The 19337-nt window shown below is 56.7% G+C and carries 22 protein-coding genes; 17 read left to right on the plus strand and 5 right to left on the minus strand.

Annotated features, from left to right (window positions below; translation table 11 throughout):
- Both ACIQ0Q_RS03875 and ACIQ0Q_RS03880 read right to left on the minus strand, forming a co-directional pair.
- On the minus strand, positions 1-495 hold the full coding sequence (locus ACIQ0Q_RS03875) for a DUF456 domain-containing protein (protein WP_395771635.1): 495 nt from the start codon (positions 493-495) through the stop codon (positions 1-3).
- The gene (locus tag ACIQ0Q_RS03880) at positions 495-905 is read right to left on the minus strand and encodes a hypothetical protein (protein ID WP_395771636.1); all 411 of its coding nucleotides are present in this window, start codon (positions 903-905) and stop codon (positions 495-497) included. The genes ACIQ0Q_RS03875 and ACIQ0Q_RS03880 overlap by 1 nt, the downstream gene beginning before the upstream one ends.
- 65 nt (positions 906-970) lie before the next feature.
- On the opposite strand from ACIQ0Q_RS03880, the gene ACIQ0Q_RS03885 reads away from it, so the two are divergent.
- Positions 971-1762 (plus strand): ThiF family adenylyltransferase, encoded by a 792-nt coding sequence (locus ACIQ0Q_RS03885; protein WP_395771637.1) that lies wholly within the window; start codon positions 971-973, stop codon positions 1760-1762.
- Here ACIQ0Q_RS03885 and ACIQ0Q_RS03890 read toward each other — a convergent pair.
- Both ACIQ0Q_RS03890 and ACIQ0Q_RS03895 read right to left on the minus strand, forming a co-directional pair.
- Positions 1742-2509, minus strand: a complete 768-nt coding sequence (locus tag ACIQ0Q_RS03890) for a TatD family hydrolase (RefSeq protein ID WP_395771638.1) — start codon at positions 2507-2509, stop codon at positions 1742-1744. The two genes, ACIQ0Q_RS03885 and ACIQ0Q_RS03890, sit on opposite strands and share 21 nt — an antisense overlap.
- The gene (locus ACIQ0Q_RS03895) at positions 2506-2712 is read right to left on the minus strand and encodes a DUF6116 family protein (protein WP_395771639.1); all 207 of its coding nucleotides are present in this window, start codon (positions 2710-2712) and stop codon (positions 2506-2508) included. The genes ACIQ0Q_RS03890 and ACIQ0Q_RS03895 overlap by 4 nt, the downstream gene beginning before the upstream one ends.
- Positions 2713-2810: 98 nt before the next feature.
- Here ACIQ0Q_RS03895 and ACIQ0Q_RS03900 point away from each other — a divergent pair, with 98 nt between their 5' ends.
- Together ACIQ0Q_RS03900 and ACIQ0Q_RS03905 are read left to right on the plus strand one after the other, a co-directional pair.
- Entirely contained in the window at positions 2811-3974 is a 1164-nt protein-coding gene (locus ACIQ0Q_RS03900; RefSeq protein WP_395771640.1) for an acyl-CoA dehydrogenase family protein, read from the plus strand.
- A gap of 24 nt (positions 3975-3998) precedes the next feature.
- The gene (locus ACIQ0Q_RS03905) at positions 3999-6260 is read left to right on the plus strand and encodes a thiamine pyrophosphate-dependent enzyme (protein WP_395771641.1); all 2262 of its coding nucleotides are present in this window, start codon (positions 3999-4001) and stop codon (positions 6258-6260) included.
- Positions 6261-6396: 136 nt separating this feature from the next.
- Here ACIQ0Q_RS03905 and ACIQ0Q_RS03910 read toward each other — a convergent pair whose 3' ends face one another.
- On the minus strand, positions 6397-7284 hold the full coding sequence (locus ACIQ0Q_RS03910) for a YgfZ/GcvT domain-containing protein (RefSeq protein WP_395771642.1): 888 nt from the start codon (positions 7282-7284) through the stop codon (positions 6397-6399).
- Here ACIQ0Q_RS03910 and ACIQ0Q_RS03915 point away from each other — a divergent pair.
- The 14 genes from ACIQ0Q_RS03915 to lpxK all read left to right on the plus strand — a co-directional run.
- Positions 7276-7443 (plus strand): DUF1674 domain-containing protein, encoded by a 168-nt coding sequence (locus ACIQ0Q_RS03915; RefSeq protein WP_395771643.1) that lies wholly within the window; start codon positions 7276-7278, stop codon positions 7441-7443. The genes ACIQ0Q_RS03910 and ACIQ0Q_RS03915 overlap by 9 nt on opposite strands.
- Before the next feature lie 11 nt (positions 7444-7454).
- On the plus strand, positions 7455-7847 hold the full coding sequence (sdhC, locus tag ACIQ0Q_RS03920; RefSeq protein WP_395771644.1) for a succinate dehydrogenase, cytochrome b556 subunit: 393 nt from the start codon (positions 7455-7457) through the stop codon (positions 7845-7847).
- Positions 7844-8224: a succinate dehydrogenase, hydrophobic membrane anchor protein gene (gene sdhD / locus ACIQ0Q_RS03925; RefSeq protein WP_395771645.1), complete on the plus strand. Its 381-nt coding sequence runs from the start codon at positions 7844-7846 to the stop codon at positions 8222-8224. Before sdhC ends, sdhD begins: the two co-directional genes overlap by 4 nt.
- Positions 8225-8231: 7 nt before the next feature.
- A complete protein-coding gene (gene sdhA, locus ACIQ0Q_RS03930) occupies positions 8232-10025 on the plus strand; it encodes a succinate dehydrogenase flavoprotein subunit (protein WP_395771646.1) in 1794 nt (597 codons plus the stop codon).
- Positions 10026-10039: 14 nt separating this feature from the next.
- Positions 10040-10828 carry a succinate dehydrogenase iron-sulfur subunit gene (locus ACIQ0Q_RS03935; RefSeq protein WP_395771647.1) on the plus strand — a complete coding sequence of 263 codons (789 nt, stop codon included), beginning with the start codon at positions 10040-10042 and terminating at the stop codon, positions 10826-10828.
- A gap of 60 nt (positions 10829-10888) precedes the next feature.
- Positions 10889-11146 carry a succinate dehydrogenase assembly factor 2 gene (locus ACIQ0Q_RS03940; RefSeq protein WP_395771648.1) on the plus strand — a complete coding sequence of 86 codons (258 nt, stop codon included), beginning with the start codon at positions 10889-10891 and terminating at the stop codon, positions 11144-11146.
- A 28-nt stretch (positions 11147-11174) separates the two neighbouring features.
- Complete coding sequence (locus tag ACIQ0Q_RS03945) at positions 11175-11573, plus strand: hypothetical protein (RefSeq protein WP_395771649.1); 399 nt, start codon at positions 11175-11177, stop codon at positions 11571-11573.
- 4 nt (positions 11574-11577) lie between these two features.
- Positions 11578-12825 carry a lipoprotein-releasing ABC transporter permease subunit gene (locus tag ACIQ0Q_RS03950; protein ID WP_395771658.1) on the plus strand — a complete coding sequence of 416 codons (1248 nt, stop codon included), beginning with the start codon at positions 11578-11580 and terminating at the stop codon, positions 12823-12825.
- A complete protein-coding gene (gene lolD, locus ACIQ0Q_RS03955) occupies positions 12818-13504 on the plus strand; it encodes a lipoprotein-releasing ABC transporter ATP-binding protein LolD (RefSeq protein ID WP_395771650.1) in 687 nt (228 codons plus the stop codon). The genes ACIQ0Q_RS03950 and lolD overlap by 8 nt, the downstream gene beginning before the upstream one ends.
- Positions 13501-15819 carry a DNA internalization-related competence protein ComEC/Rec2 gene (locus ACIQ0Q_RS03960; protein ID WP_395771651.1) on the plus strand — a complete coding sequence of 773 codons (2319 nt, stop codon included), beginning with the start codon at positions 13501-13503 and terminating at the stop codon, positions 15817-15819. The genes lolD and ACIQ0Q_RS03960 overlap by 4 nt, the downstream gene beginning before the upstream one ends.
- 71 nt (positions 15820-15890) lie before the next feature.
- On the plus strand, positions 15891-16502 hold the full coding sequence (locus ACIQ0Q_RS03965) for a MotA/TolQ/ExbB proton channel family protein (protein WP_395771652.1): 612 nt from the start codon (positions 15891-15893) through the stop codon (positions 16500-16502).
- Positions 16503-16507: 5 nt separating this feature from the next.
- Positions 16508-16936, plus strand: coding sequence for an ExbD/TolR family protein (locus ACIQ0Q_RS03970; protein WP_395771653.1), 429 nt, complete (start codon positions 16508-16510; stop codon positions 16934-16936).
- Positions 16926-18683 (plus strand): lipid A export permease/ATP-binding protein MsbA, encoded by a 1758-nt coding sequence (gene msbA / locus ACIQ0Q_RS03975; protein ID WP_395771654.1) that lies wholly within the window; start codon positions 16926-16928, stop codon positions 18681-18683. Before ACIQ0Q_RS03970 ends, msbA begins: the two co-directional genes overlap by 11 nt.
- A partial coding sequence (gene lpxK / locus ACIQ0Q_RS03980; protein WP_395771655.1) for a tetraacyldisaccharide 4'-kinase occupies positions 18683-19337 on the plus strand: 655 nt, incomplete at its 3' end. The genes msbA and lpxK, both read left to right, overlap by 1 nt.

Below are 19337 nucleotides of genomic sequence, written 5' to 3' on the forward strand. Positions count from 1 at the left end.
TCAGTACCAAAGCGCAAATAGAAAGATGCCCAGCATGGCGAAGGCCAGTCCGACTTTTAGCGCTACGCCAACCGCAATGCCGAGCCATGTCGCAAATCCGACTTTTCCGGCCTCACGAATGCTTTTGCCTTGGGCGGTTTCGACCACCATGACGCCCACAAACGGCCCGAGAATGAGTCCGGGCAGGTTGAATAAAATCATGCCGAACAGGCTGCCCAGACCGGCGCCGAGTATGGCCATCTTACTGGCGCCTGCACGTTTGGCGCCGAGCGCGCTGGCCAAGAAATCGATGGCCAACGAGGCCGCCGTCAATAAACCTAGCAGGATCAGCACCAGGACCGATATCTCATGGAATCCGCCCACCCAGGCCGCTAGCACCATGCCGGCGTAAGCCAGTGGAATGCCAGGCAGTATCGGCAAAAAAACACCCAGCAAGCCAATGATGATCAGCGCAGCCGAAACGATATAGAGAATTTGTTGGAGTTGTTCGGTCATTACTTGTAATCCCGGTGGCAATTATCGCAGCTTTGCTTGATGGAGCTGATGCCGGTCGCGAGATCGGCACAGTTGTCGATGCCTTTAGCCAATTGCAGATCAAGTACCCGTCGCAAATCAGCGGCGTAGCGGACGAATTGCTGGTCCTGGTCGGCCAGAGATTTGAATGCTGGCTCGATATCGGTGGCAATGATCCGCATCGGCAGCAGTTCCTTCTGGATTTCCGGCGCACTGCAGCGGTTGTCTTTCGACAGTTTGTTCAGAGCTATGGCGTGTGCGGCCTGGACGGCCATGACGCCGCGCGAGAATTCAGTACCCTTGCTCAGGGCTTCGATGGCGATGCTAGTGCAGACCGCACCCATAATCAGTCCGATCACAAGCACGATTGAGAATTGCAGGGGCTTACTCATGGTTGATTCTCCTAACGGGACCATTGTCATACTAAAGGATAGCCCGAAGGCATTACAATAGCGGCATGAATAGCCAAAATGAACGCTTCGCCGGTGTGGAACGGCTGTATGGAAAGGGCGCGCTGCAGCGTCTCGGCGCGGCGCATGTCGCGGTTATTGGCATCGGCGGCGTCGGCTCCTGGCTGGTCGAGGCGCTGGCCCGGTCCGGTGTCGGCCGGATGACGCTTTTCGACGCAGATGACATCTGTGTGTCGAACAGCAACCGCCAGTTGCATGCCCTGGACGGCAATTTCGGCCGCGCCAAGGTCGACGCCATGGCCGAACGCTGTCTGGCCATCAATCCGGCAGTGCAGGTCGATGCCGTGAGCGCTTTCATCACACCGAGTAACATGGCCGGAATGCTGGCCGGGCCGTTCGATCTGGTCATCGATGCTTGCGATGCTTTCCGGGTCAAAGTCGAGCTGATTGCCTGGTGCCGACGGCGCAAACAGAAACTGATTGTGATCGGCGCTGCTGGCGGCCGCACCGATCCGAGCCAGATTCGGGTCCGTGATCTTGCCAGGACCGAGCAGGATGCTCTGCTGGCCTTAATCCGCCGTAAATTGCGAACCGAATTCAATTTTCCAAAGAATAAAGACCGCTATTTCAGCGTTCCGGCTGTATATTCGCTCGAGAATGTGCAATACCCGCAAGCCGATGGCTCGGTCTGCGGCATCCGTCCAGCGACGGATCCCGAAGGTGGTTTCAAGCTTGATTGCGGCGATGGTCTGGGTGCCGCCACGCATGTGACCGGAGCTTTTGCCTTTGTTGCCGCGGCCAAGGCCATCGAATTGCTGTTAGGCCGCAAGTCCAAATAAGCGCTGGGCGTTAAGGCGGGTCTGTGCCGCTACTTCGATTACCGGCAGCGCGCGGATTTCAGCCAGGGTCTCAGCCACCCGCACTAGCTTCGCCGGTTCGTTGCGGCGACCTTGTTCGCCCGCCATGGGCTGGTCGGGCGCATCGGTTTCCAGAAGCAGATGCGACAACGGACATTCCTTCGCGATTTCACGGATACGTCGACTGCGCGGGTAGGTGATGGGTCCGCCAATGCCGAGCATGAAACCCATCTCGATAAGTAATCGCGCCTGCTCCAGGCTTCCAGAGTAGCTGTGAATCACGCCATGCGTCGGACCATGGCGGCGTAACAACTGAATAACACGTTCCGTGGCTTGGCGGGCGTGGATGATGAGCGGCTTGCCGGTTTCCACAGCCAATCGAATGTGCGCGATGAAAATGCTTTCCTGGCGAATCGGATCAAGATCGCAAAGGAAAAAATCCAGACCGCATTCACCCACCGCTACACACTCGGGCCGAGATACCCACTGAGACAGTGCGTCCAGGTCAGCATCGGTATGGTCGGTCAGGAACATCGGGTGCAATCCGTAGGCTGGATGTAATCCGGGATGGCGGGTTGACAACTTGGCAAGATGCGGCCAGCCCGATGCTGAAATTGCCGGAACAATGAAGCGGGCCACACCGTTCTGGACGGCGCGGGCAATGACCTCAGGCAGATCATCGGCGAAATCAGGCACGTCCAAATGGCAGTGGCTGTCAATCAGATTCATGTCGCCGGCAGATCTGGATTTTTGCACTTTTTCCAGCGGGCGAGCAGGGCAGCGGTCAAGCCGAGAATTAGTTCATCCGCGAATGGTATGAAATCGGGAATAAGGACATTGACCACGAACAGCGTAACGGTTATGCCGAACAGCACGGGAAAGCGCAGTTTGGCGAAATAGGCAATGATCGGGGCAATCAGGGGTTTTAACATGCAGGGCTCCGTGAAAACGCGGTGAATAAGGCTATTTTGGCACAATTCAGGGTAGGAATATGGGGTAAAATAAGCACTGATTTGACGAGGAATCCCCCATGGCCCTTACTCCGACCGACCTGTTCGACATCCGTTCCATGCTCACCGAAGAAGAATGCATGATCCAGGATGCCGTGGCGCGTTTCACCGACGAAAAAGTCATTCCAATCATTGGGGATGCTTTCGATCAGGGCCGCTTCCCGAAAGAACTGGTGCCGGAAATCGCCGCGATGGGTCTGCTGGGTTCTTCCTTGCCGGAGGAGTACGGTTGCGCAGGGCTGAACGGCGTCAGCTATGGGCTGATCTGCCAGGAGCTGGAGCGCGGTGATTCGGGCATCCGCAGTTTCGTTTCGGTGCAGAGCTCGCTGTGCATGTACCCCATTTACGCCTACGGCTCGGAAGAGCAGCGCCGTAAATACCTGCCGGGTATGGCCCGTGCGGAAATCATCGGCTGCTTCGGTTTGACCGAGCCGCACGGCGGTTCCGATCCGGCCAACATGAAAACCCACGCCAAGAAGGAGGGTGGTGATTGGGTTATCAACGGCGCCAAGATGTGGATCACTAACGGTAACCTGGCCGATATTGCCATTGTTTGGGCCATGACCGATGAAGGCATCCAGGGCTTCATCGTCGAAAAAGGCACGCCGGGATTCGTGGCGCAGGAAATCAAGCACAAGATGAGTCTTCGCGCCTCAGTCACCTCCGGTCTGTTCTTCGATAACGTCCGTATTCCCGACAGCCAGCGCCTGCCGAATGTCAAAGGTCTGAAAGGACCGCTCGGCTGCCTGACCCAGGCCCGCTACGGCATCACCTGGGGACCAATCGGCGCCGCCCAGGCCTGTTTGACCGAAGCCATTGAATACACCAAAACAAGGATTCTGTTCAATCGCCCGCTGGCGGCCAATCAGGCCATACAGATCAAGCTGGCTGAAATGGCTCGCCGCATCTCCATGGCCCAGCTGCTCAGCCTTCAGCTCGGTCGCCTCAAGGATGCCGGTAACATGCAGCCCTCGCAGGTGTCCTTGGCCAAATGGAACAACTGTCGGATGGCCCTCGACATCGCCCGCGAAGCCCGCGACATCCTCGGTGGCTCCGGTATCACCACGGAATACTGCCCGATCCGGCATGCCCTGAACCTGGAGTCAGTCATTACGTATGAAGGCACAGAGACGGTGCATCAGCTGGTCATCGGACGTGAGCTGACCGGCATCAACGCGTTCTAAACGGGACCGCAAGAAGGATTTTGCATGAGTGCCGCTCTGATTCCCGCCCGGCAAAAAGATGTCAACCGCGCTAAGGTCTGCGATGATAATTTCATCGAATTCGTGCAGAACTGGCAGGGCGAGGTGCTGCCCAAGCCCTCGCCGGAGGAACCGATTCTTGACGGCAGCGCCTGCTCGGCCCGCGACTTTGATGAACTGTTCCGCTCCCAGCTGATATCGCGCCATCTCGATTTGATGGCCCGCGTCCTGCGCGTCCAGCAGAAGGTGTTCTATACCATCGGGTCCAGCGGCCATGAAGGTAATGCCATGGTGGCGCGCCTGACGCGACATACCGATCCTGCCTTTCTGCATTACCGCAGCGGCGGCTTCATGGCCGAGCGTTTCCGCAAGTTACCGGGCATGGATCCGATCATGGATTCAGCCCTCAGTTTCGCCGCCAGCAAGGACGATCCGATATCCGGTGGCAGGCATAAAGTGTGGGGTAGCAAGCCCTTGTGGGTGCTTCCGCAGACGTCCACCATTGCCTCGCATTTGCCGAAAGCGCTCGGTACCGCCATCGCAGTGGAGCAGGCCAAGCGCATCGGCTATGACTCGCCGATCCCGGATGACTCCATCGTCATCTGCTCGTTCGGGGATGCTTCCAGCAATCATGCCACCGCACAGACGGCATTCAATACCGCGCAATGGACCGCTTACCAGAAGCTACCGGCACCGGTTCTGTATGTGTGCGAAGACAACGGCATCGGCATTTCAGTGAAAACACCGACCGGCTGGATTAACAACGCTTTCCGAAACCGCGACGGCTTGGATTATTTCTATGCTGATGGTCTGGATATCACCGAAGGCTATGGTCAGATCCAACGTGCCATCAGCCATTGCCGGCAAAGCCGTCGCCCGACCTTCCTACATCTTCGGACGACCCGTATCATGGGCCATGCCGGCACCGATTTCGAAATCGAATGGCGCTCGTTTGAGGAGTTGATGGCTGTTGAAGCCACCGATCCACTCTTGCGTTCGGCCGGGATTGCCCTGCAATCGGGACTGATGTCGAAGGCGGAGGTGCTCGAACTATATGAAGTGACACGCCGCCAATGTTTTGCCGCGGCCAATGAAGCCGACAAACGCCCCAAGCTAGAAACCCTCGAGGAAGTGATTGCGCCGCTGGCGCCGTTTCATCCGGAGGCCGTCATGGCCGAGGCCTCCCGTGCCGATTATTCTGAAAAGCGCCTCGCGGTTTTCGGTTCCGAAGACAAACTGCCTGAAAAACTGCCCCCAAGGCATTTGGCCATCCAGATCAACAATGCATTACACGATCTGTTCTGCAAATACCCTGAAACCCTGCTGTTCGGTGAGGATGTAGCCCAGAAGGGTGGCGTTTACACCGTCACCAAAGGACTGCAAAAAAACTTCAAAGGTGCCCGTGTTTTTAACACCTTGCTCGATGAAACCATGATCCTCGGCCTGGCTCAGGGCTTTGCCAATCTGGGCATGCTGCCCTTGCCGGAAATCCAGTATCTGGCTTATTTCCACAATGCCTGCGACCAGATCCGTGGCGAAGCCTGCTCGCTGCAGTTCTTCAGTAACGGCCAGTACCGCAATCCGATGGTCATGCGCGTGGCCTCGCTCGGCTATCAGCGCGGATTCGGCGGCCATTTCCACAACGACAACTCGATCACCGCGCTTCGCGACATTCCATCTCTGGTGGTTGGTTGTCCCTCCCGCGGAGATGATGCGGTCACCATGTTGCGCTCCATGACGGCTTTGGCCAAAGTCGACGGTCGGGTCTGCGCCTATCTGGAGCCAATCGCCCTGTACATGAGCAAGGATCTGTATGAAACCGGTGACGGTCTCTGGCAGACCCGTTATCCGGCGCCATCCGAGGCCATGGAAATTGGCAGCGAACGCACTTATTTTCCGGAAAACAACGATCTGGTGGTATTCACCTTCGGCAACGGCGTACCAATGAGCCTGCGTGCCGCCCGTCAGATCGAAGATACCCTGCAATGGAAAGTACGCGTGGTCGATCTGCGTTGGTTGCAGCCCCTGAACGAAGCAGCTATCGCCCATCATGCCGGTGAATGCAAACGTATTCTGGTGGTGGACGAAGGACGCCGCAGTGCCGGCGTCGGCGAAGGCATTATTACCGCCATTGTCGAGGCCGGACATGGCGCCAAACCCCTGCGTCGCGTGGTCGGTGCCGATACCTATACGCCCTTGGCAGGCGCAGCGTTCGCGGTGATTCCGGCAGACGCTGATATTGTCAATGCGGCTATCGAACTGATCTGAATTCCTCCTTGACCGATGCTGCTATGACTGAGGATGGAGGACAGCCTTGGCTGCATTCAGACCATCACTGGCCAGGCTTCACGTGAGCTTGCGGTCGGGCGCTTGCAATTCGAGCATCCGCTTTCGCGTTTGATTTTCAGAGGCCAGAAACGGGCGCTGCAACGCAGATGTCGCCGTCCAGACACGTGCCCGGCGCAATGTCGGCCGGAAGTACGGCAGCCCCTAAGATTCCGCCTGCAGAGGCATTGACGATGCGTCCGATATCGCGTCCGTCACTCTCCAACACGCGACCAGGCTGCAGATGCGGGCCGTGGATGAGGAACAACGCCCGTTTACTTTTACCAAGATAATGCGTACGTGCAACAATCTCCTGTCCCGGATAACAGCCCTTGCTCAGGCTGAAAGCCTTCAGTTGTTGGAGACTCAGCATGTGTGGGGTCCAGAGGTCTTGCAGGCCTTCATTGATCCAAACCCAGCCCGCCGCCATGTCCATTTCATGCCATCGTTGTGCCGCATCGGGGTTGGCCATGCCGATCTGGCTGCCAAGAAACAGCGTCCGCGATTTTTCGCCATGACCAATCTGCAAAAGGACCTGACCGGCTAAGTCGTAGTCGATTCCGTCCTCGGCTGCTATTGGCTTGCCGATGCTAGCTGAAAGATGCCCCGAGGACTCGATTTCAAAGCTTACTTTTGACCGCAATACGAAGCGTTTGAGGCCATCAATCAATGCTTGCGGCTCAAGGGCCGGCAGAATGAGCAGAAAATGTCCGATTTCGACCCTGATTACGTAAAACAGCGCAAAAACCCGACCCTGGGGGGTCAGCCAGCCGTTGTAATGCCATTCTCCGTCCTTGAGAGCATTCACGTCGTTCATGCATTGCGCCTGCAAAAATGCGCATGCATCCTGGCCACGCACATGGATGAGGGCGTGGCCGGGGAGACGGAACGCTTTGGCCGGACTGAAATTTAGCTTGAATGGCATGGCGCGGGGATTTACCATAGGAGGATGAATCAAGTGCCACATTCTAGCCAGAATCCGGAGTTGGCGTCAGCTGAGGATACTCCGTCGGAAAACACCCCGCAGTCCCAGTTGGTTCCTGAAATCGGCGGCCGTGGCGGTCCGGACCCGACCCGTTATGGCGATTGGGAAAAAAACGGCCGCTGCATCGACTTCTCACCCTGACCGGTATCCCTATGTCCGCGCAAAAACGCCCCTTATCGCCCCATCTGCAGATTTACAGCAAGCAGATGACTTCCGTGTTGTCTATCCTGCACCGGATCACCGGTGTCATTCTAGCCATCGGCAGCCTTGGATTGCTGGGGATCCTGGTGGCCTTGTCGCTTGGGGAGCAGGCCTTCAGTGCCACCCAGGCCTGCCTGGCCTCCGGTCTCGGCCGATTTGCGCTGTTTGCTTACAGTGCCTGCCTGATGTATCACTTCTTCAACGGCATCCGCCACCTGTTCTGGGATGCCGGTAAAGGCTTCGCAATCCCCGATGTGTACCGCTCGGGCTATGCCGTGATCGTACTGTCCGTGATGTCGACGCTCGGTATCTGGTGGCTGGCTCTGCGGGGAGGTGCGGTATGAACTTTCGCGACCCTCTCGCCAGCGCTCGCGGTCTGGGCTCAGCTAAAACCGGTTTCGGCCACTGGTGGGCGCAGCGCATCAGTGCCGTCGTGCTGGCTTTGCTGACGCCGTTCGTCGTTTATTGTTTAGCTCACTATGGCATCGCCGATTATGCCGCGCTGAAAACACAGTTCGCGAATCCGCTGTTTTCCGCAGCCTGTATCCTTTACGTGCTGGCGCTTTTCTGGCATGCCTGTCTCGGCCTGCAGGTCGTGTTCGAAGATTACGTCCATCACGGCACATTCGAGGTCATTCTGCAGGTGTTGGTCAAAATCGTATTTTCCTTCGCTGCCTTGGCTGCCTTGATCGCCATCGTCCGTCTAGCTTCGGGTTCCTGAGAAATTTATGAGTCAAGCCTACAAAGTCACAGAGCACCAGTACGACATGATCGTGGTCGGCGCCGGCGGCGCCGGTCTGCGAGCCACTTTCGGACTGGCTGCCAAGGGCCTAAAAACCGCCTGCATCAGCAAGGTGTTTCCGACCCGCTCGCACACTGTAGCGGCACAGGGCGGAATTTCAGCGGCGCTTGCCAACATGGGCGAAGATGACTGGCGCTATCACTTCTTTGATACCGTCAAGGGCTCCGATTGGCTGGGCGACCAGGATGCCATCGAATACATGTGTCGTGAAGCGATTCCGGCCATCATCGAACTTGAGCATTATGGCGTGCCGTTCTCACGCACTGAAGAAGGCAAGATCTACCAGCGTCCGTTTGGCGGCATGACCACCCGTTATGGTGAGGGCCCGCCGGCCCAGCGTACCTGTGCCGCGGCCGACCGCACCGGCCACGCCATTCTGCATACGCTGTACCAGCAGTCACTCAAGCACGATGCCAAATTCTTCATCGAATTCTTTGCGCTCGACCTGATCATGGACGAGGAGGGCGTGTGCCGAGGTGTCATTGCAATTGACATGGCCGAAGGTGCCATCCACGTCTTCCGCGCACACGGTGTCGTGCTCGCCACCGGCGGTTATGGCCGCGCCTATTTCTCGGCGACCTCGGCACATACTTGCACCGGCGACGGCGGCGGCATGGCCCTACGTGCCGGGTTGCCGCTCCAGGATATGGAGTTCGTGCAATTCCACCCGACCGGCATTTATGGTGCAGGCTGCCTAATCACCGAAGGCGTGCGCGGCGAAGGCGGCATTCTGCGTAACGACTCCGGCGAACGTTTCATGGAGCGCTATGCGCCCAGCGTCAAAGATCTGGCGCCGCGTGACATGGTCAGTCGCTCAATGACCATCGAAATCCGCGAAGGTCGCGGTGTCGGTCCGAAGAAAGACCACATCCATCTGGATTTGACCCATCTTGATCCGGCAGTCATCCATGAAAAACTGCCGGGCATCTCTGAAACCGCGAAGATTTTCGCCGGAGTCGATGTGACCAAGCAGCCGATTCCGGTGCTACCGACCGTGCACTACAACATGGGTGGTCTACAGACCAACTATCATGGCGAAGTGGTCACGCTGAAGAACGGCGATCCCAATAGCGTGGTTCCCGGTCTGTATTCCATCGGCGAAGCCGCCTGCGTCTCGGTGCACGGTGCCAATCGCCTGGGTTCGAATTCGTTGCTCGATCTGGTGGTGTTCGGCCGTGCCGTGGCCAACCGTTGCGCCGAAACCATCAAGCCGAATATGCCGCACAAATCCTTGCCCGCTTCGGCTTTGGACAAATCCTTGGCTAACCTCGACAAGCTGCGTTTTGCCAACGGTTCGACGCCCACCGCCGAAATCCGCGACAACATGCAACGGATCATGCAGAACGATGCCGCCGTGTTCCGTACCGGCGAAACCCTGCAGCAGGGAGTTACCAAAATCCGCGAAGCGTTTAACAGCTTCGAGGACGTCAAGGTTTCTGATCGGTCACTGGTCTGGAACTCGGATTTGATCGAAACCTTGGAGCTACAGAATCTGCTTGGTCAGGCCGTAGTAACCATGGTTTCGGCCGAAAACCGCAAGGAGTCCCGTGGCGCCCATGCCCGAGAAGATTTCAAGACGCGCGATGACGAAAACTGGATGAAGCATACCCTGGCTTGGATCGATGAGAAGGGCGATACCGTCATCGACTACCGTCCAGTGCATCTGAATACGCTCAGCTCGGATGTGGCTTACATTCCACCGAAAGAACGCAAATATTGAGGTGAGACGCAATCATGGCTGAATTTACCCTGCCGGCAAACTCGAAAATCACCAAGGGCGCGCACTTCCCGGCTAAATCGGGCGGAAATAATCTGCGCAGCTTCAAGATTTACCGCTGGAATCCGGACGATGCTGCCAATCCGCGTGTCGATACCTATGAAATCGACCTCGACCAGTGCGGCCCGATGGTGCTCGACGCGCTGATCAAGATCAAGAACGAGATCGATCCGACGCTGACCTTCCGACGGTCCTGCCGCGAGGGTATCTGCGGTTCCTGCGCGATGAACATCGATGGCAGCAACACGCTGGCCTGCACCAAGTCCATCGAAGAATGCGGCAAGAGGGAAGTGCCGATTTACCCGCTGCCGCACATGCCGGTCATCAAGGATCTGGTGCCTGACCTTTCGCATTTCTATGCCCAATACGCTTCCATCAAGCCCTGGATCCGCACCCAGTCGGCCACGCCGGGCTCCGGTGAGCGGCTTCAGTCCAAGGAAGACCGCGCCAAGCTCGATGGCCTTTATGAATGCATTCTGTGCGCCTGCTGCAGCACCAGTTGCCCGAGTTATTGGTGGAACGGCGACCGTTACCTCGGTCCGGCCATTCTGTTGCAGGCCTATCGATGGATCATCGATTCGCGTGATGAGGATACCGGCGCCCGGCTGGATGAGTTGGAAGATCCGTTCAAGCTCTACCGCTGTCACACCATCATGAATTGCGCACGGACCTGTCCGAAGGGTCTGAATCCTGCCAAGGCCATCGGCGAAATCAAGAAGCTGATTCTGCAGCGCCACGGGGCCTGAGATGGGTAATCCGCTGTTCTGGTCGATCTGGGGCCTGCTGGTCTGGAACTGGCTGGGCTGATGCCCTCCAGCGAAGAAAATCCTGAAATCAAACGCCTGCGCTGGCGTTGCCGGCGTGGAATGCGTGAGCTCGACCAGCTGATGTTGCGCTATCTGGATCAGTGTTGGTCCATTGCGGATGATGCCGAAAGAGCGCTTTTCCTACAGCTGCTCGACTGTGAAGACGATAAGTTATGGCGGTGGTTCATGGGGCGCGAACGCCCGGAGAATGCCGATCTCGATGCCATTGTCGCCCTCATTGCTGATTTGCCGACCTGAATGCCACATCCCCGGGCATGCGGGTCTTGTGCTCTGTGTCATAACTGCAATCGCCATCGGCTGCCTGCTGATATCCGATCTCACTCCGTTGTGGCTCTATGTTTTGGTTGCAGCGGTGGTTTTGGAGTTCCTGTATGGAATTTTCCGAATCCGCGAGTTCCGTCCATTTACCCTCGACCGCGACGATAAGGGCTGTTTCTGCATCAATGAGGGCTGCGGCCTGATGTCGATATCGGATGTGCGTTGGCAGGACTTCGGATACCTCGCAGTCCTGCATTACTGCCGGGGCGGGCGTGTCCGGACTGCGGTTTGGTGGCTGATATGGATGCCGGAACCGCAACGCAGACAATTGCGGCTATGGATGAACGCCCCGGCAACAGCGGAGTCAAATGAACTGCCAAGTATTCTCGTAAACCCAGTATTATAGTGTGATGTTTCAACCATTGACCGCCGCCATTGGACTCCGCTACCTGCGCGCCAAGCGCCGCAATGGTTTCATTTCCTTCATCTCTCTGGCGTCCGTGCTCGGCATCTTCATTGGGGTGGTGGCACTGATTACCACCATTTCAGTCATGAACGGCTTCCAGGAAGAGCTGCGCAACCGTATTCTGGGTACCGTGGCCCATGCCACCATCGAAGGGGTCAATGGATCCCTGTCGGATTGGAAACGGGCGGTGGCGGTCGCCGAAACGGATGAGCGCGTCCTCGGTGCTGCACCGTATGTGCAGACTGAGACTCTGTTGCAGGCCCAGAGCAAACAGGGCGCACTGTTGCGTGGTGTCCAACCGGAACTGGAAGGGCGGGTGTCCGAGTTGCCCAATAAGATGATTCAGGGCCGTCTGGACAGCCTCATGCCAGGCACATTCAACATCGTGCTTGGTTCGGAATTGGCCGCGGCGCTCAATGTGCGGGTCGGTGATTCGGTCAACGCCTTTGTTAGTGAATCGGTGGCCACACCCTTCGGATCGATGCCACGTGCAAAGCGGTTCACCGTCAGCGGCATATTTTCGGTTGGCGCTCAGGAATATGATTACGGTCTTGCGCTCGTCCATATACAGGATGCACAGGCGCTTCTACGGATGGGCCAGGATGCAACCGGCGTAAGGTTGAAGCTTGACGACATCTGGCAAGCCTGGTCCGTCGCCCGCGATCTGGCTAATCGTATGGAAGGCATCTATCAGGTGCGCGATTGGACGCGCGATCATGCCAACTTCTTCCGTGCACTAAAGATGGAAAAAACAGTGATGTTCATCCTGCTGTCCCTGGTGATTGCCATCGCAGCCTTCAATCTGGTGTCATCGCAGGTCATGTTGGTGCAGGACAAACAGGCTGATATCGCCATCCTGCGCACACTTGGCATGTCGCCGGCACAGGTCATGCAAGTGTTCATGATACAAGGCCTGGTCATCGGTCTGGTTGGCGTGATTCTCGGCACCATAGGCGGTATCCTGCTTTCGACTAATCTCGGAGTGCTTGTACGCTTTATTGAATCGTTGACCGGCAATGAGCTTCTTCCAGCCGATGTTTACTACATCAGTGGCGGCGTCCCTTCCGTAGTCAATCCTTCCGATGTGCTTGTCATCGTTACGGTTGCAATCATTATGTGCCTGCTGGCCACCATCTATCCGGCCTGGCGTGCGGCCCGCACCAATCCGGTCGAGGCCCTGCGCTATGAGTGAGCTTATTTTGGAAGGCTCATGTTTGGGCAAAACCTATCGGGAAGGCGATTTGATTACGCCGGTTTTTTCCGGAATTGATATTCAGGTACATGCCGGCGAATCCTTAGCGATTGTGGGAGCGTCGGGCTCGGGTAAAAGCACCTTATTGCACCTTCTGGCCGGGCTCGATCGTCCGACTGAAGGTGAAGTCCGCTTGATGGGGGATAATCTTTATCGGCATACCGAAGCAAAAAAAGGCCATCTGCGTAACCTGCATCTCGGATTCATTTATCAATTCCATCATCTCCTTCCGGAATTCACAGCGCTTGAAAATGTAATGATGCCGTTACTCATCAACGGAATAGCGCCGGCCATGGCTATCTTGCCCGCGCAGGAGCTGCTCAAACAGGTTGGCCTGTCACATCGCCTGGTGCACAAGCCCGGCGAGTTGTCCGGCGGTGAACGACAGCGAGTCGCTGTGGCGCGTGCATTGGTCAATCGCCCTGCCTGCATCCTTGCCGACGAACCGACCGGCAATCTGGATGAAAAGACCGCCGATGCCGTATTCAATCTCTTATTGGATTTAAAGCAGCAGCATCAGGCAGCCCTGGTCATAGTCACTCATGATCATCGCCTAGCTGATAAATGCGGGCGTTCGCTAGAGCTTGTGCTCGGTCAACTCCGGGAACGCCCGAGGTGACGCAACGGGCGCAGCCTTATCTGCGTCCCGTCAATCTGTTTGCTTTTGCCCTCGGCGTTGCTGTCCTACAACGCTTGCCGTCATTGCCCGACATGGGGCTCAGTCTTTTTCTAATGGTGTTGTCGGCCTTGCTGTTCCTGCGCTACCGCCGCGTGGCAGTGCTTGCGGCGTTTCTATTCGGAGCTGCATTTGCTGCCTGGAGTTCGGGTATTGCGCTAAACCAGCGGCTGCCAATGTCGGAATCCGGGACGCGTGGCCAGGTCATTGCTGAAATTACGGACCTGCCACAACGGGATGGAAACCAGTGGCAGTTCGAGGCTAAGATCCACCGTAGCGGGGATTTTCCATCTCTTGTCGGGCGTCGCATCAAACTGGGATGGTACCGCACCGATACTCTGCTGAGATCTGGTGATATTCGGCACCTGGAAGTAACCCTACGTACACCTAACGGAGTTTACAACCCCGGCGGGTTCGATGCCGAACAGCGCGCGCTGCAGAAACGCTGGGCCGCCCAGGGCTATGTCCGAAAGGAAATTGGTCACGTTGGGCAAAAAAATACGATTGACCGATTCCGTGACGCCCTATCAGGACAGATCAGACGGCAACTCGGAGAGGTAACGGCCCGGTTCGTCACAGCGCTTGCGTTGGGCGACACAAGGCTACTACAAGATGCCGACTGGGAGGTGTTGCGGCTTACGGGAATCACCCATCTCATTGCTATCTCCGGATTCCATGTCGGCATGGTAGCCATGGCTGCGGTGTGGGCCGTTCTGTTTTTTTATCGTTTATGGCCGAGCCTTGCGCTTCGATGGCCGCAGCCGACGGCGACGGCTTGGATGGCCATGCTGGCCGCGGGGATGTACGCCGCATTTGCTGGATTTGCTTTGCCAACGGTACGTACCGCATTGATGATTTCCGTTTTCATGACATGCCGGTTGCTGGGAAGGCATTGTACCGTGACCCATGCGGTGGCGCTAAGCATGGCGGTCATGCTGCTGTGGGATCCAATCAGCATTCTGACACCGGGCTTCTGGCTAAGTTTCGGTGGCGTGTTGTTACTAATTGCATTCATGCCAAGCGAAGGTGGCCAGGGAATATTCCGACCATTCATGCGTGCACAATGCGTAGCATCGCTCGGCTTGTTGCCACTGACAATCGGGTTTTTCGAGCAAACCACCGTGATTGGCCCACTAGTCAATCTACTGGCGATTCCTTGGATCAGCCTTATTGTGGTCCCTTTGGCATTGCTGGGGTGTCTTTTTTCCGGTGTCCCGGTCATCGCTGAGTTGTTCTGGCAGGCAGGGGCAATGCTCATGCAGGTATTTTGGATACTATTGCAGTGGTTGCAGACGCTGCCCTGGTCAAGCCGCACGATTCCCGAATCCAGTATGGCCGCCGTTGTAATCGGGCTGGTCGGCGCCTGTTTGCTTCTGATGCCAGGGCAGGTTCCAGGTTCCAGAATGGGTGCATTATTGCTGCTGCCGATGCTTTTTCCGAAAATGGATTACGTTCCGGAAGGACAGCTCCGCGTGGCCATGATGGATGTCGGCCAGGGAACGGCGGTACTGGTGCGGACAAAGCGTCACACGCTTTTGTATGACACCGGAGCGGGATTGCCGGGCGGGTTCAGTAGGGGGCAGACCACAGTCTTGCCGGCCTTGCGCGCACTGGGTGTCCGGCATCTTGACAAAGTCGTGGTCAGTCACGGTGATAACGATCATGCCGGCGGGCTCACGGCCGTTCGCGATGGCGTTGCAATCGACCGTATCGATGCCTCCTGGCGCGCGCTTCCGGCGAATGTTCCACACCACGAATGTCTGGCCGGACAGTACTGGCAGTGGGATAGCGTCCAATTCATGTATGTTTGGCCGATTTCGCGCAGCAATGACAATGATAATGACCAATCCTGCGTGCTTTGGATCCGTGGCGCTGGCCGCAGCCTGCTGCTGACCGGCGATATCAGTGCCGAAGCCGAAGCGCAGATGCTTGCGCATTATGGAGATTGGCTTCGTGCGGAGGTTTTACTTGTGCCCCATCATGGCAGTGCTGGATCCTCATCGGAGGCATTCATCGCGGCAATGAAGCCAGGCATCGCCTTGATCTCGAGCGGATTCCAGAACCGGTTCCGCCACCCTAGACCCGATGTTTTGGAACGTTACCGGAATGCCGGCGCGCATACCGTCAATACCGTGGATACCGGATGGGCAGAACTGGCCGGGACGCCCGAGGGCTGGTTGTGGTCACGACGGACCCGCCTTGATGACCGGCGGTACTGGCTTCGAACTCCCCAGGAACCGTCTGTAAATGGTTATTAAAACGGCAATTTCTCGCTATTGCCGTTATCTCGGGTATGCTATTGCTGAGTGCATTCGCAGGTTTAAGGATTATGCTGCAATTACTGATGTCGGGCGGATGGGTCATGTTGCCACTGTTGATCCTGACCGTGGTGGCGACCGCTATCGCATTGGAGCGCTTCTGGACTTTACGCCGATCTGAAGTCATTCCCCATGGCATTGGTCTTGAAATCGAACATTGGTCGCGCGGAAAAACTCTGGAAATCGCTGAAATCCAGCGTTTACACAAGGATTCGCCCATGGGTGAACTCCTGGCAGCAGCGCTTCGGGTGCGCCATAAACCACGGGTCGTCATCAAGGAACGCATCGAGGATGTCGGCCGGCATATCACTCATGATCTGAATCGTTTTCTTCCGACGCTAGGCACTATTGCCTCTGTAGCGCCCCTTCTTGGGTTGTTGGGTACGGTCATCGGCATGATTCAGATGTTCCTGACGATTCTCAGCACCGGCGTCGGTGATGCTAGCCAGCTCGCCGGCGGCATTGGTCAGGCCTTGATATCGACTGCGGCTGGTTTATGTCTCGCCATTCCGGCCCTTCTTCTGCACCGCTATTTCCGTGGCCGTGTCACTGGCTATGTCATCGAGATGGAAAAGGTGGCCATGAATCTTCTGGATGCCCTTGAAGTGCGGCAGGCAGACTAAATTCGATGCGCCTGGATATCGCAACCGGTGATGAAGATGTCGAAATCAATCTGACTGCATTGATCGATGTCGTGTTCACTTTGATTATTTTTTTCGTGGTTACGACAAGCTTCAACAACCGCTCGGCGTTGAAAATTACGCTGCCCAGCAGCGCTGTAAGCCAGGTCGAAGTACAACGCCAGCCATTGGTAGTGTTGATTGACCGGGCTGGAAATTATTATGTCGGTGATAGCACTGTAATCCGCAGCAATCTGGCCAGTCTAAAAGACGCCATTTGGCAACAGGCCGAAAATGATACCGCACGCACTATCGTGATCCAGGCTGATGCCATGGCATCGCATCAGTCGGTAATCACGGCCATGGATGCAATCGGCCAGCTCGGCTTCAGCAAACTATCAATCGCCACTACTTCGGAGAAACAGGATGAGCCCTGAGAATACTCCTGGAGTCTGGGCTGTTTACCGCCGATTGCTCGGCTATACCGGAAAATACCGTGTTTATCTGATACTCGCTTTCCTCGGCATGATTCTAGAGGCTCTGGCGGCTGGCGCGTTCACGGCGCTGATGAAGCCCATGGTTGATCAGACGTTTGTTGCCAAAAATCCGGAGGTGCGCTGGCTGCTTCCGCTGTCTATTCTCGGACTGTTCGTGCTTCGCGGCATCGCAACCTTTGTCACCGATTACGGCATGGCCAGGACAGGCCGTAGCGTCGTTCTCGATCTGCGACAGCAGGTTCTCGATAAATTCCTGCGCATGCCGAGCTCCCGGTTTGATCAGGAACCCATTCCGGCACTGGTCAGCCGCTTGAATTACGATACCGAGCAGGTGTCACAGGCTACCAGCGAAGCCATCAAAATTTCAGTGACCGATACATTGACCATTCTGGTCATGATCGGTGTCATGCTCATGCAAAGCGTCAAGGTCACGCTCGCCGTTTTGATCATCGCTCCGGCCATCGGCTACATTTCTTCGAAGGTCGGCAAGCGTTACCGACGCATCAACCGGGGCATTCAGGATGGTGTCGGGAAGATGGCGCAGGCTGCAGAAGAGGCGCTGTCCGCACAGCATGAAGTGAAAATTTATGGTATGCAGGAAGCCGAGCACAAACGCTATGCGGGCCTCGCCCGTAACAATCTCGACATGCATTTGAAAGTCGAGGCAACCAAGGCCACTGCGTCGGCCAGCGTACAGATACTTGCTGCCGCAGCGCTTGCGGTCATCCTGGTGGTCGCAGGCCAGGAAGCCATGCAGGGGCGCATGACCGCAGGTGCCTTCGTGACCCTGATGACCTCGATGATGGTGCTTTTACCATCCTTGAAGCGCATTACCAATGTGCAGAGCATCATCCAGCGAGGCGTTGCGGCCAGTGATCGTCTGTTCGGCATACTCGATCAACCGGATGAGTCGGATGAAGGCAAGTGCGAACTGGATCGTGTTCTGGGTGAACTGCGGTACGAAGTAGTCAGTGTCCGTTATTCGGAAAAGGGAAGGGCGGCGCTGTCAGAAGTCAGTTTTACGGCCAAGCCGGGAACGGTAACGGCCATCGTCGGTCGTTCGGGAAGCGGAAAAACCAGCCTTATTCGGTTAATTCCGCGTTTTTACGAACCAAGTTCAGGCAGCATCCTGCTCGACGGCAGGGATATTCGCGAACTCAAACTCGCCGATCTTCGGCGGCAGATCGCACTGGTCAGCCAGCAGGTCATGCTGTTCGACGATTCGGTCATGGCCAATGTGCGCTATGGCAAGGCGGACGCCAGCGATGCGGAAGTATGGCAGGCCTTGCGTGCAGCCAATGCCGAAGAGTTCGTACTTAAGCTTCCTGACGGCGTGGATACGGCCATTGGCGAGCGTGGCGGCCGGCTCAGCGGCGGGCAGAAACAGCGCCTCGCCATCGCTCGTGCGATTCTGAAAGATGCACCGATCCTGATTCTAGATGAAGCGACGGCGGCTCTTGACAATGAATCTGAACGGCTGGTGCAGGATGCTCTGGCACACCTTATACCGGACCGCACTACGCTGATTATCGCGCACCGCTTATCCACGGTCGAGCATGCGGACCAGGTCCTGGTACTTGATGAAGGCCGTTTGGCTGAAATTGGGACGCATGCGGATTTGCTGCGGCGCGGCGGACTCTACAGCCGCCTGCATCAGATGCAGTTCCGGGATCCGGATGGCATTTGATGCGCGGCCTAGACTCCCAACTCAACGCCATCTGGTATGAAGGAGCGCCGGTGCCATGGATGCTGCGCGGATTGGCCAGGATTTATGAAACGATCATCCAATGGCGTACCCCGTCCAAACCTGCTCCGCTAACGGTACCGGTTGTTGTCGTCGGTAATTTCACTGCCGGCGGTACCGGTAAAACCCCGGTCATTATCGCTTTGGTCGAATATCTGAAGGCAGCGGGTCATGCTCCAGGCGTGGTCAGCCGCGGTTACGGCCGCAGCGGGTCCGGTCCAATTTCGGTTGAGAAGCTGGGATTACCATCAATGACAGGTGATGAGCCCCTGTTGATTTCGCGGCGCTGCGATGTGCCGGTCCGGGTGGATAACCATCGGCGTCGTGCCGCGGAATTCCTGGTCGCATCGGGATGCACCGTCATCGTTTCCGATGACGGGCTGCAGCATCGCGGTCTGCCACGCACCTTAGAAATCGAAATCATTGATGCCGTCCGCGGGTATGGCAACGGCCTGTTGTTGCCCGCAGGCCCGCTTCGTGAAAGGCCACGCAAAGTCGACCTACGTATCTGCAATGGTCAGGATTCGGATGATTCCGCTGCATTTGGAATGCTACTCGAGCCGGGTCATTGCCGCAATCTCGAAACGGATGAAGTGC

The sequence above is a fragment of the Arenimonas sp. genome, assembly GCF_044348765.1.
Taxonomy (GTDB): Bacteria; Pseudomonadota; Gammaproteobacteria; order Xanthomonadales; family Xanthomonadaceae; genus Arenimonas.

Coding starts and splice junctions, on each gene's coding strand:
- ACIQ0Q_RS03875 (WP_395771635.1), bottom strand. CDS start 495: ATGACCGAACAACTCCAACAAATTCTCTATATCGTTTCGGCTGCGCTG.
- ACIQ0Q_RS03880 (WP_395771636.1), bottom strand. CDS start 905: ATGAGTAAGCCCCTGCAATTCTCAATCGTGCTTGTGATCGGACTGATT.
- ACIQ0Q_RS03885 (WP_395771637.1), top strand. CDS start 971: ATGAATAGCCAAAATGAACGCTTCGCCGGTGTGGAACGGCTGTATGGA.
- ACIQ0Q_RS03890 (WP_395771638.1), bottom strand. CDS start 2,509: ATGAATCTGATTGACAGCCACTGCCATTTGGACGTGCCTGATTTCGCC.
- ACIQ0Q_RS03895 (WP_395771639.1), bottom strand. CDS start 2,712: ATGTTAAAACCCCTGATTGCCCCGATCATTGCCTATTTCGCCAAACTG.
- ACIQ0Q_RS03900 (WP_395771640.1), top strand. CDS start 2,811: ATGGCCCTTACTCCGACCGACCTGTTCGACATCCGTTCCATGCTCACC.
- ACIQ0Q_RS03905 (WP_395771641.1), top strand. CDS start 3,999: ATGAGTGCCGCTCTGATTCCCGCCCGGCAAAAAGATGTCAACCGCGCT.
- ACIQ0Q_RS03910 (WP_395771642.1), bottom strand. CDS start 7,284: ATGTGGCACTTGATTCATCCTCCTATGGTAAATCCCCGCGCCATGCCA.
- sdhC (WP_395771644.1), top strand. CDS start 7,455: ATGTCCGCGCAAAAACGCCCCTTATCGCCCCATCTGCAGATTTACAGC.
- sdhD (WP_395771645.1), top strand. CDS start 7,844: ATGAACTTTCGCGACCCTCTCGCCAGCGCTCGCGGTCTGGGCTCAGCT.
- sdhA (WP_395771646.1), top strand. CDS start 8,232: ATGAGTCAAGCCTACAAAGTCACAGAGCACCAGTACGACATGATCGTG.
- ACIQ0Q_RS03935 (WP_395771647.1), top strand. CDS start 10,040: ATGGCTGAATTTACCCTGCCGGCAAACTCGAAAATCACCAAGGGCGCG.
- ACIQ0Q_RS03940 (WP_395771648.1), top strand. CDS start 10,889: ATGCCCTCCAGCGAAGAAAATCCTGAAATCAAACGCCTGCGCTGGCGT.
- ACIQ0Q_RS03950 (WP_395771658.1), top strand. CDS start 11,578: ATGTTTCAACCATTGACCGCCGCCATTGGACTCCGCTACCTGCGCGCC.
- lolD (WP_395771650.1), top strand. CDS start 12,818: ATGAGTGAGCTTATTTTGGAAGGCTCATGTTTGGGCAAAACCTATCGG.
- ACIQ0Q_RS03965 (WP_395771652.1), top strand. CDS start 15,891: ATGCTGCAATTACTGATGTCGGGCGGATGGGTCATGTTGCCACTGTTG.
- ACIQ0Q_RS03970 (WP_395771653.1), top strand. CDS start 16,508: ATGCGCCTGGATATCGCAACCGGTGATGAAGATGTCGAAATCAATCTG.
- msbA (WP_395771654.1), top strand. CDS start 16,926: ATGAGCCCTGAGAATACTCCTGGAGTCTGGGCTGTTTACCGCCGATTG.